Here is a 13,746-nt window from a genome sequence, read left to right on the forward strand (position 1 = left end):
GCCGTTACGGGAGCAATTGGGCAAGTTCGCCAAACGGATTGCCGGCGCGCGGCACCGTGCGGGCGCCGGGCTTGCTCGGGCCGGCCCGCGGGCGCCGCGCATCGGGACGCCGCCGCGGTTTCCAGTGCCAGCGCGGCGGGGCGGGCGGGCCGAACATCCGGTCGGGGAGGGCCGGCGGAACGTCGGCGACAAATCCGGCCTGCCGCAACAGATGCGCATAGCTTTGCGTCGTGAGGCCCATGGAAAGCGCCTGCGTCGGGTCGAGGGTGAAGCGCGGGGTTCGCGGTGCCGTGCGGTTCGACCGCTGGCGGCGGGGCGGCCCGGCCCAGCGGGCCCGGCGCTCATGCGCGGCGGCAAGAAGCCGCTCCGCCATGTCTACCCGGATATGCTGCGGCCCGGCGCGACGGTATCCGACAGGCGGCGGACCGTCGGCATCGCGCGCGGGCGAGAACGGGTCGGCGACGGCGCGCTTCATCCCGCCGCAAAGCGCACTGAGCACGGTCCAGCGTTGCAAGGGCGCAGGGCGCAGCATCGCCGGCACGAAGAGATCGAGCGCGCCGATCCTCACCCCGAGCTTCCGCATGCGGTGTTTCTGCGCATCGTCGAGTGCGTCGAGCCCCGACAGATCCCGCGCGACCACGCCGCCCGCATCGACCATGGCGATGAGCAGCGCGCGCAGTTCCGGCCCGGCGTCCTTGTCCTCAGCCGCGTCTGCCAGGCGGCGCAGCGGTTTCAGATCGCGCGATATGGCACGGTGCAACCATTCGGTCAGCGCCTCGCCAATGCGCGCGCGGGTCGGCGCCGGAAGCAGGCTCAGATCCGGATCGAGCCGGACCTTCGGACCGAACAGCCTGCGTCCGCCCTCGATCTTTGCGATGGCGGTCCCGCGCCACGCGATCTCCGCATCCTGCCACACGGGCGCCGCGTCATCCGGCGCATCGGCGGCGCAATCCGAGATCAGCGCCTCGGCCCGGCGTTGCAGCAGGCCGGGCAGGTGCCGTTCCGCCGCCGCGAGCAGCAGGCGCCGCGTTTCGAGCCGGGCCTGCGGATCGACCTCGAACCGGAAACCGTCGAGCTTGCCAATCTCCTCGCCATCGACCTGCACCGCGTTTTCATCGTCGATCTTGACCGGCAGGAGCCCCGTATCCGCGCCGAGCTTGCGCAGCAGCACCGTGGTGCGGCGATTGACGAAACGTTCGGTCAGCCGCGCGTGCAGCGCATCGGACAGGCGGGTTTCGACCGCGCGCGCCCGCTCCGCCATGTCCTCGCGGTTGAGCACCCAGTCGGGACGCTGCGCGATATAGGCCCAGCTGCGGATGGCGGCGATGCGGCCCTGAAGCGTGTCGATATCGCCGCTTGTCTGGTCCAGCTCGGCGATCTTTCCGGCGACGAAATCATGCCCCAGCCGTCCGGTCCCCTTCGACAGATCCTGCCACAGGCGCGCAACGAACCGTGCATGATTGTCCGCGCCCAGCGACCGGAAATCGGGAAGCGAGCACACGTCCCAGAACCGCTTGACCATCGCGCGCCCGCGCACCGTGTCGGCAATCGCCGGGTCGGAGGACAGGATCTTGAGCACGGAAAGGTCGATGGCTTCGGGCGCCGCGGCCAGCGCATCGTCATGCGGCGCGGCTTCCAGGTCGCCGATCAACATGCCGAGATTGTCCATCCGGGGCCGTGCGTCGCGCCAGAACAACCGGTCGAGCGGGGCAAAGCGATGCTCCTCGATGGCGAAGATCTCGTCCTCGGTAAATTCCGCCCCTTCGCTTGCCAGCGTGCCGAAGGTGCCGTCCTTCTGATGGCGTCCGGCGCGCCCTGCGATCTGCGCCATTTCGGGAATGGTGAGCCGCCGCCTGCGCACCCCGTCGAATTTGGCAAGCCCGGCAAAGGCGACATGCGCGACATCGAGGTTCAGCCCCATGCCGATGGCGTCGGTCGCAACGAGGTAATCGACCTCGCCCGATTGAAACAATTCGACCTGCGCATTGCGGGTCTGCGGGCTCAATGCGCCCATGACCACCGCCGCGCCGCCGCGAAACCGGCGCAGCATTTCGGCCACGACATAGACCTGCTCGGCCGAAAAGGCGACGATGGCGCTGCGCGGCGGAACCCGGCTCAGCTTCACCGGCCCCGCATGCGACAAGGTGGAAAAGCGTGGGCGGGTGACGATCTCCGCGTGCGGGATGAGCGTGTCGATCACGGGCGCCAGCGCGGACGAGCCGAGGATCATCGTCTCCTCCCGCCCGCGCATGTTGAGCAGGCGGTCCGTGAACACGTGCCCACGCTCGCGATCCGCGCCGAGCTGCGCCTCGTCAATGGCCATGAAGGCCAGATCGGCATCGCGGTCCATCGCCTCCGCCGTGCACAGTTTCCAGCGCGCGCCGGGCGGTTCGATCCGTTCCTCCCCGGTGATGAGCGCGACCTTGTCCGCGCCTTTTATCGCGACGACCCGGTCGTACACCTCCCGCGCGAGCAGGCGCAGGGGAAAGCCAATGGCCCCGCTCGAATGCGCGCAGAGCCGTTCCACCGCGAGATGGGTCTTGCCCGTGTTGGTCGGTCCCAGGACCGCCTTGATGACCCCGTCATGCATGATCGTCCCAATGTGGCACCGCCGCCGCCGCATCGCAAGTGGAGCCGGTCAGCGCCGGTGGAGCAGCGTATGCGTGCGGTTCACCGCATATGTGCCTCGGTCTGCCGACGGCATCGTGCGATCAAGGCGATATTAACTTTTGAACGCCACGAATTTGCGTCAGTTGGAGGCGGATCGAAAAACGAGGGCGGGCGCATGGTTGCAAAAACCCGCGCGAAATCAGGATGGTCATGACGGGGGATATCGAGGGCAAGCGGAACGCAGGACGGCGCGGATTTGGCCGGCGCGGCGTGGGCGCTGCCGCCGCACTGGCGCGTCCCCCGGCCCGGTTGGTGAGCGATCTTGCCAGCGGGATCGGCACGTTGCGCTGGTTCCGGTCGCTGGGCATCATGCTTGCGCTGATGGCCGCGGCGCTGGCGTTCTGGCCCGATTTTTCCACGGTGAGTGCCGCGCCGACCACGAACCTCACCCGGTCCGAACGCGACGAATATCGCAGCCAGATGATCATGCCGCTCGCCCTTGGCGCCGATAGCGGACGGCGGATGGGGCCATCGCGGCTCGTCGTGCCGCTGGCCGCGGCGCCCGAACGCCCGGTGGTGGAATTGACCAGCACGCTGGCCGCCGGCGACAGCGTGATGGCGATGCTGCGCCGCGCCGGGGTCGGCGAAGGCGATGCGGAGCGCGCCGCCGCACTCATCAGCGGGGCGATGCCGGAAAATGCGATTGCGGACGGCACGGCTTTCGATCTGCGGCTGGGACGGCGTCCGTCGCCGGACATGCCGCGCCCGCTCGAGCGGCTCGATTTCCGGGCGCGCTTCGATCTGGAGCTTGGCGTGGCGCGTGATGGCGGGCCGCTCGCGCTCATTCGCAAGCCGATCCGCGTGGATGATACGCCGCTGCGCATTCGCGGCAAGGTGGGCGCGGGACTTTATCGCGCGGCGCGTGCCGCGGGTGCCCCGGCGCGCTCGGTGCAGCAATATCTCGCCGCGCTGGACGAGGCGGTCGATCTCGATCGCGTGGTCGGCGCCGATGACGAATTCGACATGATCGTCGCCTATCGCCGCGCCGCCACGGGCGAGGTCGAGGTTGGCGACCTGCTCTATGCCGGGCTGTCGGGCGGCGGCAAGGCAAAGGCGCAATTGCTGCGCTGGGGCCGGGAAGGTCGCTTTTTCGACGCCAACGGCACCGGCGAATTGCGCAGCGGGATGATCGCGCCGGTCAACGGGGCGATCTCGTCGCGTTTTGGCATGCGGCGCCATCCGATCCTCAAATACAAGCGCATGCACAATGGCGTCGATTTTCGCGGGCGGACCGGTACGCCGATCTATGCCGTGACCGACGGGCGCGTCATCTGGGCCGGGCGCAATGGCGGGCACGGCAATTACGTGCGCATCGATCACGGCGGCGGGCTGGCGAGCGGGTATAGCCACATGAGCCGGATCGCGGTGTCGAACGGCGCGTCGGTCCGGCGGGGGCAGGTCATCGGCTATGTCGGCTCCACCGGCCTGTCGACAGGCCCGCATCTTCATTACGAGCTGTATCGCGGGGGCCGCAATATCGACCCGCTCTCGGTCAAGTTCGTGACCCGTGCCCTGCTGTCCGGCGCCGAGCTGAAGCAGTTCCGCGCCCGCCTTGCCCAATTGCGCGAGGTCGAGCCGGGCGCCGCACTGCGTCCGCTCGTCCCCGATGCGGCGCGGGAGGCGGAACCGGTGCGGGAGATCGACCGCCTGTCGAACGCGCCGGATTGAGGGCGACCGAATTCGCGTATCGGACCAACTCGCCCCTTCCATCGCAGGCGCCCTTGGGGCATCACCCCGCGCCATGACCGACAGCACGACGAACAGCACTGGCACGATCCATCCCGAATTCCGTTCCGATCCGCGCGGGCGCAAACGGCTGCGCCGCACGCGCCGGCATGGGTGGAGCAGGGCGATGCAGCGCGAAACCCGGCTCAGCCCCGCCGATCTCATCTGGCCGCTCTTCGTATGCGACGGGCAGGGGGTGGAGGAACCGGTTGCCGCGCTCCCCGGCGTGTCGCGCGGTTCGGTCGACGTGATTGCGGCACGGGCGAAGGAAGCGGCGGCATTGGGGATTCCCTGCGTCGCGCTCTTCCCCAATACCCCGGCCCATCTGCGCGATGAGACGGGGCGCGAGGCGTTGAACCCCGACAATCTGATGTGCCGTGCCATTCGTGCGATCCGCGACGCGACCGGCACCGATCTCGGCATCCTGACCGATGTCGCGCTCGACCCCTACACCAGCCATGGGCAGGACGGCATTCTCGATGCTTCGGGCTATGTCACCAATGACGTGACGGTGGACCGCCTCGTGGCGCAGGCCCTGGTGCAGGCCGACGCCGGTGCCGACATCGTCGCGCCGTCCGACATGATGGACGGGCGGGTGGGCGCGATCCGCGACGCGCTCGAACATGGCGGGCATCATGATGTGCAGATCATGGCCTATGCCGCGAAATTCGCCAGCGCGTTCTACGGCCCGTTCCGCGATGCGGTCGGGTCGGCCGGTTTGTTGAAAGGCGACAAGAAGACGTATCAGATGGACCCCGCCAACGGGGACGAGGCCCTGCGCGAGGTCGCCGCCGATATCGAGGAAGGCGCCGATAGTGTGATGGTCAAGCCGGGCGCCTGCTATCTCGACATCGTGCGCCGCGTGTACGAAAATTTCGACGTGCCGGTGTTCGCCTACCATACCAGCGGCGAATTCGCGATGATCGAGGCCGCGGCCAAGGTCGGCGCAGGCGACCGCGACGCCATGGTGATGGAGGTCATGACCGCGTTCAAGCGCGCGGGCGCAACGGGCGTCCTCACCTATCACGCGCCTCTCGTTGCAAAGCTGCTGAATGATTGAGGATTACGCCGCCGACACAGGCGAAGCGTTTCACGTGGAAACATCGCGGCTGGTGCTGCGCGACTGGAGAGCGGCGGATTGGGCGCGGTTTTTCCGGCATACCAACACGCCCGCCGTCATGCGCTGGCTCGGCGGCGTGCTCGACGCGGAGAAGGAAACAGCGGTGAGGGACCGGCTGCTGTCCTATCGTGCGGATCATGGTTTCACCTTCTGGGCCGTGACGCGCAAGGGTGATGGCGGACACATGGCGGGCGAATTGCTCGGCTTCTGCGGGTTGAAGCGGTCCAATCTTGAACCCGGACCCATCGGCGAGATGGAAATCGGCTGGCGCCTGCGCGAGGATGCGTGGGGTCATGGCTATGCCGCGGAGGCCGCGCGAAAATCGCTGGCTCTCGCGTTCGAGCGGTTCGGGGCGCCGCATGTGATCGCGCTCACCGTGCTCGAAAACACGGCGAGCCGGCGCTTGATGGAACGGCTCGGCATGACACGCCGCGCGACCCGCGATTTTCGCGCCGAGGGCGACGCCGCATGGGCGGAAAACATCATCGTCTATGACATCACCCGCGAGGATTGGGCCGCACAGTGACCGCCATCGTTTCCACGCCGCCGCGCCGCGCCCTGTTCGTGCTCGTGATCCTTACGGGGAGTTTCCTGCTTTTCCTGGTGCAGCCGCTGGTCGCGCGGTTCGCGCTGCCGCTGCTCGGCGGGGCGCCCAATGTCTGGAACAGCGCCATGCTGGTGTTTCAGGCGCTGCTGCTTGGCGGCTATGCCTATGCCCATGTGCTGTCGCGGATGCCGGTGCGGCGGCAGGCGGTGTGGCATCTGGGGCTGATGGCGCTGGCGGGGCTGACGCTGCCGATTGCGCTCGCCGACCTGCCGCCGCCCGCGCCGGGGTGGGAGGTGCTCTGGGTGCCCGCGCTGTTCGCGGTCACGATCGGGCCGGTGTTCCTGCTGGTCTCGGCGCAGGCGTCGTTGATGCAACGCTGGTTCGCGGCATCGAGCGAAGCGGGCGATCCCTATCCGCTCTATGCCGCGTCCAATCTCGGCAGTTTCGCAGGATTGCTGACCTATCCGCTCTGGCTTGAACCGCGGTTTTCGCTGGGGGTGCAAAGCTGGATCTGGACGGCGGGATACGGGCTCCTGTTCGTGCTGGTCGCGCTGGCCGCCGCGTCGCGCTGGCGCGGTGGAGCGGTTGCCCCGGTCGACGCGGTGGTGGAGGATGACGCGCCGCGCGCCGAACCGGTTTCGCCGCGGCGCATCGCGATGTGGGTGGCGCTGGCGGCGGTGCCGTCGGGGCTGATGCTGTCGACGACGACATTGCTGACGACCGACATCATGGCGATGCCGCTGCTCTGGGTCATTCCGCTCGGGCTTTATCTCCTGAGCTTTTCGGTCGCGTTTTCGCAAGGCGGCGACTGGGCCGCGATCCTGTCGCGCTATGCGCCGCTGATGCTGCTGCTCGTCGGGAGCCTCGCCATGGGGTCGGGCGGGCAATCCAATCCGGCGGTGGCGCTGGCGATGGTGGCGCTTCTCTTCATCCTCGCCGTCGCGCTTCACAACCGGCTCTATCTGTTGCGGCCGGATCCGTCGCAGCTGACGTTCTTTTACCTCGTCGTGGCGGCGGGTGGTGCGCTGGGCGGGGTGTTCACCGCGCTCGTCGCGCCGGTGCTGTTCGACTGGGTCTATGAACATGCGATCCTGCTGCTCTGCGCGGCATGGCTCATCGGCGACCGGCAGATCCTCCCCATGGCGGAGGGGTTCTGGGACGGGTTGCCGCGCCGGCGCATCATGGTCGGCCTCGTCGTGGCCGCCGTGCTGGTGGCGTGGGGCATCGCCTCGCTCGATGCGCTGACGCAGGCGGATTTCCTGTTGATCCTGGTGTTCGTGATGGCGGCGCTGGGCGTGATCGCGCTTGGCGTGCGCTGGGCCTTTGCGGCGATCTTTGCCGCGCTGATGATCGGGAACGGCGGCTGGGCGACCATGGGCAAAAGCCTCGATGGTGCACGCACGCGCAGCTATTTCGGGATCTACGAGGTCACGCTGGCGAAGGATGGGGCGCTGCGGCAGCTCACCCATGGCACCACCTTGCATGGGCAGCAATGGACCGACCCTGTCCGCGCGCATGAACCGACGAGCTATTACGGCCATTCCGCCGGCATCGGTCTCGCGCTCGACAATGCCGACGCGCTGCTGGGTCCGGGGGCGCATGTCGGCGTCGTGGGGCTGGGGACCGGCACGCTCGCCTGCTATCGCCGGCCGGGGCAGGACTGGACCTTTTTCGAGATCGACCCCACCGTGCTCGCCTATTCGCAGGACGGGACGTTCACCTTCCTGCGCGATTGTGCGCCGGACGCGGATGTCGTCATCGGCGATGCCCGGCTCAAGCTGGCGGAGCAGCCGCGCGGGCGGTTCGACCTGCTCGCCATCGATGCGTTTTCCTCCGATTCCATCCCGATGCATCTCATGACACAGGAAGCCTTCGCCACCTATGGCGAGGCGCTCGCGGACGATGGCGTGTTGATGGTCCATGTCTCCAACCGCTATATCGACCTGTCGCCGATGATCGCCGCATTGGCGCGCGCCGATGGCTGGCACGGGCGGGTGCGGCGCGACCTCACCGGTCTGGGCGAAGCGATCACGCCGTCGATCTGGATCGCGCTGGCCCGGAACGAAGCGGTGCTCAATGCGCTGGAACAGGAGAGCCAGAGCGATTGGGAGGCCTTGCCGCCGCCCGCCCGACGCGCGTGGACCGACGACAATGCGTCGATCCTGCCGCTGATCCGCTGGTAGAACGAAGCCGCGAACGAAAGGACATTTCATGCCCAAACCGAGCCTTCCCCGCCGCACCCGCAACCGCCTGCGCGGGCGGTCCCGGCGCCGCCATAATCCGCGTCCGGGCGTGACGATCCTGCCGTTTGGCGGGAAGCGCCCGCGCATCCACGACAGCGCGTTCATCGCGCCGGGTTGCCGCATCATCGGCGATGTCGAGATCGGCCCCGACGTCAGCATCTGGTACAATTGCGTCATCCGCGCCGATGTGAACCATATCCGCATCGGCGCGCGCACCAATGTGCAGGATGGCTCCGTCATCCATTGCGACAGCCCCGATGCCGGGCATCCCGACGGTTATCCCACCATCATCGGCGAGGACGTGCTGATCGGGCATCTCGCCATGGTGCATGGGTGCGAGATCGAGGATCGCGGCTTTGTCGGGCTGGGCGCCGTCGTGCTGAGCGGTGCGAAGATCGAGCGTGAGGGCATGCTCGGCGCCAATGCCATGCTGACCGCAGGAAAGACCATCGGCGCCCGCGAACTGTGGACCGGAAGCCCGGCCAAACACATGCGCAAATTGTCCGACGGGGCGCTTGCCGAAATGGCGACGGGCACCGCGCATTACGTGGAGAACGCCCGCCGCCACAAGGCCGAGATCGAAAAGGCTATTGGCTAGACCCGCGCCCGAACTGCCCGATGCCGATGCCATCCGGGCGGCGATGACAGGCGACATGCTGGCCGTGCGCGTGACGCCGCGTGCCGATCGCGACGCGTTGCGGATTGCGGATGGCACGGTGTCCGCCCGCGTGCGCGCCGTGCCGGAGGATGGCCGCGCGAATGCAGCGGTCGCCGCGCTGATCGCGCGTGCCATGGGCGTGGCGAAGGGGCGTGTCATGCTGATCGACGGGCAGACATCGCGGCTGAAACGCTTCCGCATCGCGCATGGCTGAAGCTCTGCGCATTCTCACCGTTTTGGGCACGCGCCCGGAAATCGTGAAGCTGGTGCCGGTGCTGTGTGCGCTGCGCGACGACGCCGGCGTGGACAGCCGCCTTTGCCACACAGGCCAGCATCGCGATCTTGGCTCTGGCTTGCTCGACGCGTTCGGTCTTTGCGCCGATGACACGTTGCACCGCTCGCCTGCGGGCGGGCTGTCGGGGCTGTTCGCCTCGCTGCTGACCGGTATTGGCACGGTGATGGACCGGGGGCGGCCCGACTGCCTCATCGTGCAGGGAGACACGGCCAGTGCGGCGGCGGCGGCCCTATGCGCCTTTCACCGCGGCATACTCGTCGCCCATGTGGAGGCGGGGCTGCGCAGCGGCGACCTGTCGCAACCCTGGCCGGAGGAGGGCTACCGCCGGACGATCACGCAGCTCGCGCGCTGGCACTTTGCGCCGACGCCGGCGGCGCGTGCCAATCTGCTCGCCGAAAACACGCCCACCGCCCATGTGCACGTGACCGGCAACACGGTCATCGATGCACAGCGCATGGCACGCGAAATGCTGCGCCGTGATCCCGCGCGCGGCGCGGCGGCGGACAAGGTGCTCGCGCGCTTTGCCGGACGTCCTTTCGCGCTGGCCACGGTGCATCGGCGCGAACATGACGCGGCGGCCCTGCGCGCGATCGCGGATGCGCTGTGCACCCTCTCGCGGGACATTGCGATCGTCCTGCCCGCCCATCCCCGGCCGCAGAGCCGCATCCTGACCGACCGGCTGTCGGACTGCGACGATGTGGCGGTGGTGCCGCCGTTCGATTATTTCGCGTTTCTGCGGTTGATGGATGCCTGCCGCATCGTGCTCACCGATAGCGGGGGGATACAGGAGGAGGCCGTGGCGCTGGGCCGGGGCGTCGTCGTGCTGCGCGATGTGACGGAACGCGGCGAAATCCTGCATCACGGGCAGGCGACGCTGGTGGGGCATGACGAGAGCGCAATTCTCACCGCGGCGCGCGCGATGCTGTCGCGCGACAGGCCCGCGCCCGATCCGGTGTTCGGCGATGGCCGCGCCGCGCAGAGGATCGTGGCGGTGCTGACGAAAGAGGCGGGCTGAACGCGCGAAGCCAGGATCAGTCGCGGACCATCTCGCGCAGGGTTTCGATCCGGTCGGCCTCGTGCGCGGGCTTGTCCGTGCGGATGCGATGGATGCGGGGAAAGCGCATGGCCAGCCCCGATTTGTGGCGCTTGCTGTCATGCACCGAATCGAATGCGATTTCGAGCACCAGCGACTTGTCCGTTTCGCGCACCGGGCCAAAACGATTGACCGTATGGGCGCGCACATGGCGGTCGAGCAGTTTCAGCTCCTCGTCCGTGAACCCGAAATAGGCCTTCCCCACCGGGAGCAGTTCGCCATCCTTGTCCGGATCGCCGTTCCAGCATCCGAAGGTGAAGTCGGAAAAGAAGCTGGACCGTTTGCCCGAGCCGCGCTGCGCATACATCAGCACGCAATCGATGAGCAGCGGATCGCGTTTCCACTTGTACCAAAGCCCGGTGCGCCGCCCCGCGACATAGGGCGATGTCCGGCGTTTCAGCATGACGCCCTCGATCGCGTCATCGCGCGCCTTCTCGCGTATGGCGGTAAGGCTTGCGAAATCGTCCGCGGGGATGATCTGCGACAGGTCGAAGCGTTCGGGATCGAGGCGGTGCATCATCGCCTCGAGCCGGGCGCGGCGGTCCTCCCACGCGCATTCCCGCAAATCTTCGCCGTCGAGCAGCAGCACATCGTAAAGCCGCACGAAGGCGGGCGCCTCGCGCAGCATTTTCTTCGACACGGTCTTGCGGCCCAACCTTTGCTGCAACGCGTTGAAACTGGCCGCGCCTCCTTCTTCGCCCCCCTGATGCGTCCCGCGCACGAGCAATTCGCCGTCGAGCACGGCGGGGAAGGGGAGGACGCCAGCGATTTCGGGAAAGGTTGCGGAAATATCGTCGCCCGATCGGGAATAGACCCGAGTCACGCCATTCACATGCACGATCTGCACGCGAATGCCGTCCCATTTCCATTCGGCGACATATTCGCCCATGTCGACCTCCGCCTCCTCCAGCGGATGGGCCAGCATGAAGGGCCGGAACAGCGGCAGCAGGTCCGTGCGCGGCGGCTCCGCGCCATCCGCGGCCCAGGCGAACAATTCGGCATAGGGCGGCTCCTGCCCGTGCCAGTATTCCTCCACCGCATCGACGGACACGTCGAACGCCTGCGCAAAGGCGACCTTGGCCAGCCGCGCCGAGATGCCGATGCGCATGGCCCCCGTCGCCAGCTTGATCAGCGCGTAGCGTTCGTTCGCGTCCAGTCGGTCGAGCAGCGGGGGCAGTTCCGTCATCACGGTGGCGCGGGTCATGCTGCGCAGCATGACGACGGTGTCCGCCACCGAAAGCGCGTCCGGCGGCATATCCTGCGCGTCCGGCGCGGGCCACAGCAGGCTCGCCGTTTCGGCCGTATCGCCGACGTAATCCCGGCTCAGCGCATAGAGCACCGGGTCCACCCGTTCGGTCAGCAGTTTGCGCACAGTGCTGCTCTTCACCGCCGGAAAGTCGAGCGCATCGGTCAAGGCGGCAAGCGCCCAGCCCCGATCGGGGTCCGGCGTATCGCGCAAGTAATCCGCGATCAGCGAAAGCTTCATGTTGCGGCCATTGGTATAGGTCAGCCGGTCCATGAGGATGGAAAACGCGCGCATCAGCGTATCGCCCCGCGCTCAGTCATCCTCGTCCTCATATCCCACCATGGCGAGCGCCCGTGCGCGCCGCTGATGCAGCTGGCACCAGCGCAGCAAGGCTTCCTCCCGCCCGTGGGTGATCCAGCTTTCGCGCGGGTTCACCTCCGTGATCGTCGCGGTCAGCTCGTTCCAGTCGGCATGGTCCGAAATGATGAGCGGCAATTCCACATTGCGCTGCCGCGCGCGTTGCCGCACCCGCATCCATCCCGACGCCATCGCGGTGATCGGATCGGGCAGGCGGCGGCTCCACCGGTCGTTCAGCGCGGCGGGCGGACACACCACGATGGCCCCGCGCATGGCGTCCTTCTTCGCGCCGGTGGCGGGCCGCAATTCGCCGAGATTCACGCCGTGATCCTCGTAAAGCGCGCACATTTTTTCGAGCGCGCCGTGCAGGTAGATCGGGTCGTCATGGCCCGCCGCGCGCAATTCGGCGATCACGCGCTGCGCCTTGCCCAGCGCGTAGGCGCCCAGCGCGACGCAGCGTTCCGGATTGGCGGCAAGCGCATCGCGCAATTTGGCGATCTCGCCGCCGATGGGCGGATGGGTGAACACGGGCAGGCCGAACGTCGCCTCGGTAATGAAGATGTCGCAGGGAACGACCTCGAACAATTCGCAGGTCGGATCGGGGCGGCGCTTGTAATCGCCCGTCACCACCACCCGTTCGCCCCTATGTTCGAGCAGGATCTGCGCCGAGCCGAGCACGTGCCCCGCCGGGAAATAGGTCGCCGTCACGCCGCAGCCCAGATCGACCGGTTCGCGCAAGGGGACCGGCACGCCTTCGCCGCCCCCGTCATCCCCCACGCCGTAACGCAATTGCATGATCGCCAGCGTTTCGGGCGTTGCGAACACCCGCCCGTGCCCGCCGCGCGCATGATCGGCATGGCCATGGGTGACGAGAGCGGTCGCGACCTCACGTGCGGGATCGACCCAGGCATCGCAGGGCACGACGTGAATGCCCCACGGTTCGGCGCGGATCCACCCGAACGGGCGGGCCGGCTCGGCATTGGACACGGATGTGGGCAGGGCGGCGGGCATGGTCCGATGGAAATGGACCGGCCGGGCAATTCGTTCCGGCCACGCTGCGTTAAGATCGGTACCGCGATGTCCGTCATCGCGCCATTGCACCGCCGGGCGAAGGCCCTATCTTGCGCCGCAGGGGTATGGGCGCGATAGCGGCGGCAGGGCCGGCAGAAGAAGGGATCGAACGAATGCGCAGGCGAATCGAGGGGCGGACGAGGAAACGGGTCGTGCCCGCGTTGCTGCTGCCCCTGATGATGGTGGGCGCGCTTTCCGCGTGCGGCGAGAAGAACACCGGCCCGCAGACCGAGGTGGACGATACCACCGCCCCCGATGTTGCCAGCCCCGTTCCCGCCGCGACCGAAAATCCGGATGGCACGCGGCGCATGTTCTCCTTCGACGGGCTGGACGCGGACGGCAATGGCTTCATATCGTCCGCCGAATATGCGCAAGGATGGTCCCGCACGTTCGAAGCGATGGACAGCGATGGCGACGGAACGCTTACCGTTGAGGAGCTGGACGCCGCGCGCACCGCGATCGGGCGGTTGAGCACGCTGTCCTCGGAACGGCTGATCGAACTCGCCGATCAGGATAACACCGGCACGCTCACGCTTGCCGAATATGTCGGTGCGGCCAACACGAACTTTCAACGCCGCGATCTCGACGGTGACGGCCATATCAGCCGCGAGGAATGGGAACGCTCCGGCTCCGGGGAGGCGGAGACGCTCCTTCCCCAGGATTGAACGCGGGCTAAGGGGCTGCGCCGACTTGCCAGCATCGCACGCAGGTCGCATAGTTG

At 67.6% G+C, this 13,746-nt stretch carries 11 protein-coding genes; 8 read left to right on the forward strand and 3 right to left on the reverse strand.

Annotation, left to right across the window (positions count from 1 at the left end):
- Window positions 1-4 precede the first annotated feature (4 nt).
- Window positions 5-2,590 carry a helicase-related protein gene (locus Q0897_RS08725; RefSeq protein WP_299308918.1) on the reverse strand — a complete coding sequence of 862 codons (2,586 nt, stop codon included), beginning with the start codon at window positions 2,588-2,590 and terminating at the stop codon, window positions 5-7.
- Between the two features lie 230 nt (window positions 2,591-2,820).
- Between Q0897_RS08725 and Q0897_RS08730 the strand changes: the two genes are divergently transcribed.
- The 7 genes from Q0897_RS08730 (at window position 2,821) to wecB (ending at window position 10,273) form a co-directional block, all read left to right on the forward strand.
- A complete protein-coding gene (locus Q0897_RS08730) occupies window positions 2,821-4,338 on the forward strand; it encodes a M23 family metallopeptidase (RefSeq protein WP_299308919.1) in 1,518 nt (505 codons plus the stop codon).
- A gap of 73 nt (window positions 4,339-4,411) precedes the next feature.
- On the forward strand, window positions 4,412-5,455 hold the full coding sequence (gene hemB, locus Q0897_RS08735) for a porphobilinogen synthase (RefSeq protein WP_299308921.1): 1,044 nt from the start codon (window positions 4,412-4,414) through the stop codon (window positions 5,453-5,455).
- Window positions 5,448-6,041, forward strand: coding sequence for a GNAT family N-acetyltransferase (locus tag Q0897_RS08740; protein WP_299308922.1), 594 nt, complete (start codon window positions 5,448-5,450; stop codon window positions 6,039-6,041). Before hemB ends, Q0897_RS08740 begins: the two co-directional genes overlap by 8 nt.
- Window positions 6,038-8,245 (forward strand): fused MFS/spermidine synthase, encoded by a 2,208-nt coding sequence (locus Q0897_RS08745; RefSeq protein WP_299308924.1) that lies wholly within the window; start codon window positions 6,038-6,040, stop codon window positions 8,243-8,245. Before Q0897_RS08740 ends, Q0897_RS08745 begins: the two co-directional genes overlap by 4 nt.
- Before the next feature lie 28 nt (window positions 8,246-8,273).
- Entirely contained in the window at window positions 8,274-8,903 is a 630-nt protein-coding gene (locus Q0897_RS08750; RefSeq protein WP_299308926.1) for a gamma carbonic anhydrase family protein, read from the forward strand.
- Window positions 8,896-9,177, forward strand: a complete 282-nt coding sequence (locus Q0897_RS08755; protein ID WP_202086955.1) for a DUF167 family protein — start codon at window positions 8,896-8,898, stop codon at window positions 9,175-9,177. The genes Q0897_RS08750 and Q0897_RS08755 overlap by 8 nt, the downstream gene beginning before the upstream one ends.
- The gene (wecB, locus tag Q0897_RS08760) at window positions 9,170-10,273 is read left to right on the forward strand and encodes a UDP-N-acetylglucosamine 2-epimerase (non-hydrolyzing) (RefSeq protein WP_299308929.1); all 1,104 of its coding nucleotides are present in this window, start codon (window positions 9,170-9,172) and stop codon (window positions 10,271-10,273) included. Before Q0897_RS08755 ends, wecB begins: the two co-directional genes overlap by 8 nt.
- 16 nt (window positions 10,274-10,289) lie before the next feature.
- Here wecB and Q0897_RS08765 read toward each other — a convergent pair whose 3' ends face one another.
- Both Q0897_RS08765 and Q0897_RS08770 read right to left on the reverse strand, forming a co-directional pair.
- The gene (locus tag Q0897_RS08765; protein WP_299308930.1) at window positions 10,290-11,891 is read right to left on the reverse strand and encodes a cisplatin damage response ATP-dependent DNA ligase; all 1,602 of its coding nucleotides are present in this window, start codon (window positions 11,889-11,891) and stop codon (window positions 10,290-10,292) included.
- Window positions 11,892-11,909: 18 nt separating this feature from the next.
- Complete coding sequence (locus Q0897_RS08770) at window positions 11,910-12,965, reverse strand: ligase-associated DNA damage response exonuclease (protein ID WP_299308932.1); 1,056 nt, start codon at window positions 12,963-12,965, stop codon at window positions 11,910-11,912.
- 173 nt (window positions 12,966-13,138) lie between these two features.
- On the opposite strand from Q0897_RS08770, the gene Q0897_RS08775 reads away from it, so the two are divergent.
- Entirely contained in the window at window positions 13,139-13,690 is a 552-nt protein-coding gene (locus tag Q0897_RS08775) for an EF-hand domain-containing protein (protein ID WP_299308933.1), read from the forward strand.
- The last annotated feature ends 56 nt before the right edge of the window (window positions 13,691-13,746 follow it).

The organism is uncultured Croceicoccus sp. (assembly GCF_947496385.1).
In the GTDB taxonomy this organism is placed as follows: domain Bacteria; phylum Pseudomonadota; class Alphaproteobacteria; order Sphingomonadales; family Sphingomonadaceae; genus Croceicoccus.

What these genes read in the sequence shown, in the direction of transcription:
- Q0897_RS08725 (WP_299308918.1), bottom strand. Translation starts at nt 2,590, where the DNA reads ATGCATGACGGGGTCATCAAGGCGGTCCTGGGACCGACCAACACGGGC.
- wecB (WP_299308929.1), top strand. Translation starts at nt 9,170, where the DNA reads ATGGCTGAAGCTCTGCGCATTCTCACCGTTTTGGGCACGCGCCCGGAA.
- Q0897_RS08750 (WP_299308926.1), top strand. Translation starts at nt 8,274, where the DNA reads ATGCCCAAACCGAGCCTTCCCCGCCGCACCCGCAACCGCCTGCGCGGG.
- Q0897_RS08730 (WP_299308919.1), top strand. Translation starts at nt 2,821, where the DNA reads ATGACGGGGGATATCGAGGGCAAGCGGAACGCAGGACGGCGCGGATTT.
- Q0897_RS08765 (WP_299308930.1), bottom strand. Translation starts at nt 11,891, where the DNA reads ATGCGCGCGTTTTCCATCCTCATGGACCGGCTGACCTATACCAATGGC.
- Q0897_RS08770 (WP_299308932.1), bottom strand. Translation starts at nt 12,965, where the DNA reads ATGCCCGCCGCCCTGCCCACATCCGTGTCCAATGCCGAGCCGGCCCGC.
- Q0897_RS08740 (WP_299308922.1), top strand. Translation starts at nt 5,448, where the DNA reads ATGATTGAGGATTACGCCGCCGACACAGGCGAAGCGTTTCACGTGGAA.
- hemB (WP_299308921.1), top strand. Translation starts at nt 4,412, where the DNA reads ATGACCGACAGCACGACGAACAGCACTGGCACGATCCATCCCGAATTC.
- Q0897_RS08775 (WP_299308933.1), top strand. Translation starts at nt 13,139, where the DNA reads ATGCGCAGGCGAATCGAGGGGCGGACGAGGAAACGGGTCGTGCCCGCG.